This window comes from Oleiphilus sp. HI0066, from assembly GCF_001635725.1.
Window position 1 is genome coordinate 1 of record NZ_LWFH01001483.1, and the last position, 2,922, is coordinate 2,922.

A 2,922-nucleotide genomic window follows, 5' to 3' on the forward strand; every position below is an offset into this window, starting at 1 on the left:
GATGCATTCGGTATTAAGCTGAGCGAGTGGATATTTGCATGGGGCTATGACGAAACCCAACTAGCTGAAGGCAAGCACATCACCAAGATAGAGCTAGATAAAGCATTTCCGAATAATCCGGTGTATCTCCAGCATGTGAGTGGTCATATGGGTGTGGCCAATTCTGTGGCATTGGCACAAGGTGGTATCGATGAGAATACGAGAGATCCGATTGGTGGAAGAATTATTTGCTTCGACGATGGCAAAACGCCGACTGGCCTCGTTCAAGAAATATCAATGTACTATTTTGCAGGCAAGGCTATCGAAGAGTTTCAAGGCAAGAAAGCTGAGTTATTCCCAAAAGCACAGGAGCACTATTTGTCTTTTGGTGTGACCAGGGCACAAGATGGCATGACAGACCTTCTTAGCATGGCATTTTTCAGGAGTCTTGCTGCAGAAGAAAAGCTCGATTTTGATCTTGTGACACTGCATGGATATGCGAGCCTGAAGAACGATGATCTTGAATTTAAGACCTATAAGAATGGGCTCAAGGTTCAAGGTATAAAACTGATTGGTGATGGTTCGCGACAGGGCAAAACGGCTTACTTCACTCAACCATATTTAACGTCAGTATTTGGATGCGAAAAAGACTGTGTAGGTTTTCCTCATGGTCCACAGGATGAGTTGAATCGACTAATTGGCTTAGCCTATGAGAAGGGTATTCAGATCTTTGTGCATGGGAATGGCGATGCTGCCATCGACATGGTGATAAGAGCACATGAAGAAGAGTCGAAGCGTCTTGGTCAACCATTGGATGCCGATCGCAGACCGGTCGTTGTGCATTCGCAGTTTGTGCGTGAAGATCAGTTAAACAAGTATCGTGACTACGGTATGTTGCCTTCGTTCTTTACGAATCACGCTTTCTTTTGGGGTGATGTGCATCGCGAAAACTTAGAAGATGAACGCGCTTTTTTTCTTGAGCCCCATTCATAACGCTCACGAAAAAGGGATTCAGTTTACAAACCATTCAGATGAAATCGTTACGCCGATCAATCCAATGCTAGGTGTTCACAGCGCGGTAAATCGGGTAGCGCGTTCAGAAGCAGTGATCGGCAAAGATGAACGTGTTAGTCCTTATGTTGCGTTAAAAGGTGTGACTGAACATGCGGCATACATGTTGTTTCAAGAAGATACCAAAGGCACTCTTAGTGTCGGTAAACGTGCCGATATGATCGTCCTTGACCAAAACCCTTTAGAGCTTTCACCGGAAATTCTAAAAGACATTCAAGTTTTAGAAACGATAAAGGATGGTAGAACTGTCTACAGACGGGCCGAGTGATAGATAAAACCCTCTCTCCAAACGCATGATTTAATTGCGTGTCACCTAAGGTCTAACCGAGCTTTTGTGTTTTAATATCTTTTCTAAAGTTTTCGCTATATTGGAGTGAAGAGATGACGTTTGAAAGCGCATTGGCATTTTTCTTTGCGGTTCTTGTCTTTGGTGTCACACCAGGGCCAGGTGTATTTGCGTTGATGGCAAAGGCGCTTGCGCAAGGTTCTCGCTCTTGTTTTGCTATGGCTCTAGGCATGACGATCAGTGATATTTTATATCTAATTGCAGCATGTTTAGGTTTGGCAGTGATTGCTTCTAAATGGAGTGAGGTGTTTACCGTCATCCGTATCGTTGGTGCGGTGTACTTGGTATATCTCGGTTGGAAGATGTGGAATGCACCCCTTGTCTTAGACCCTGAAGATTCGACCGGTCAAAAACGGAATGCACTCGCAAGTTTTATTCAAGGCTTTTTGATTTCTGCCTCTAACCCAAAGGTGATTCTGTTTTACATCGCCTTCTTGCCAACCTTTATGGATTTGACGGTGTTAACCGGTGCAGATATCGCTCTGGCATCTGTTCTGACGCTTTTTGCGTTGATGATCGGAATGATGTCGATTGCGATCTTTGCGGCAAAAGCGCGCGAGTGGTTTAAGTCTGAACTGGCTGTTAAACGTTTGAATCGTAGTGCTGGCTCCATGATGATGGGTGCCGGTGCATTTTTGTTTGCGAAGAATTAGTTAGGGACTGACCGTTTACGTGGATGCCTTAGAGCAACAACTACTCACTATTGCTGGATCGCAGAGCGTTTGTTCTGTTGAAGAAGTACAGAGCCTATGGAGTGGCTATGGTGCTATCAAACGCTATCGATTTGATGGTGGAGAGCTACCCAGTTTGATCGTCAAACACGTCACTCTTCCCGATGATATTGCGCACCCGCGAGGATGGAATACCAATCGATCGCATGAACGCAAAGTGCGTTCTTATCAAGTTGAAACGAATTGGTATAAGCATTTTGCTGGGCAATGTGATGACTATTGCCAAGTGCCTCGAACGTTCCCTATTGATGAGTCGAAGCTTGATCCTGACGCTGAGTATTTGATCATTCTAGAAGATCTAAATGCCGTGAGTTTTTCGCGACGTTTTGACTCATTAACTTATCAACAAATGCAGCCATGTATTCAATGGCTTGCTAATTTTCATGCGCGATTTATGGGTGTTCAGCCACAAGGCTTGTGGCCGTCAGGTACGTATTGGCATCTTGAAACGCGTCCCGATGAATTAGATGCGCTGGATGATCTGGCGCTAAAACGTGCTGCTGGAGCTATTGATCAAAAGCTCAAAGCAAGCCCTTTTCAAACACTACTTCATGGTGATGCGAAGCTAGCGAATTTCTGTTTTTCTGAAGATGGGGCAAAGGTTGCGGCGGTTGATTTTCAATATGTCGGGGCAGGGTGTGGCATGAAAGATCTAGCTTACTTCATCGGTTCATGTCTCTACGAAGATGACTGCGAAAAGTATGAGGCAGCCTTACTTGATGATTATTTTTTGGCTTTGGCTGACGCGCTTGATCGATACTCTGCAATGCATTTGGCGCGATACTCTGTACAAGA

General features: G+C 44.8%; 4 protein-coding genes. All 4 read left to right on the forward strand.

Annotation, left to right across the window (positions count from 1 at the left end):
- On the forward strand, positions 1-972 hold a 972-nt coding region (locus A3738_RS22990), incomplete at its 5' end, for an amidohydrolase (RefSeq protein WP_156504435.1).
- Complete coding sequence (locus A3738_RS32365; RefSeq protein WP_197472323.1) at positions 956-1,318, forward strand: amidohydrolase family protein; 363 nt, start codon at positions 956-958, stop codon at positions 1,316-1,318. The genes A3738_RS22990 and A3738_RS32365, both read left to right, overlap by 17 nt.
- A gap of 113 nt (positions 1,319-1,431) precedes the next feature.
- Positions 1,432-2,049: a LysE family translocator gene (locus A3738_RS23000; protein ID WP_068479993.1), complete on the forward strand. Its 618-nt coding sequence runs from the start codon at positions 1,432-1,434 to the stop codon at positions 2,047-2,049.
- Between the two features lie 19 nt (positions 2,050-2,068).
- The coding region (locus tag A3738_RS23005; protein WP_068763884.1) for a phosphotransferase at positions 2,069-2,922 on the forward strand (854 nt) is incomplete at its 3' end.

Bases quoted from the DNA above. Each gene is read 5' to 3' on its own strand.
- A3738_RS23000 (WP_068479993.1), top strand. From the start codon at position 1,432: ATGACGTTTGAAAGCGCATTGGCATTTTTCTTTGCGGTTCTTGTCTTT.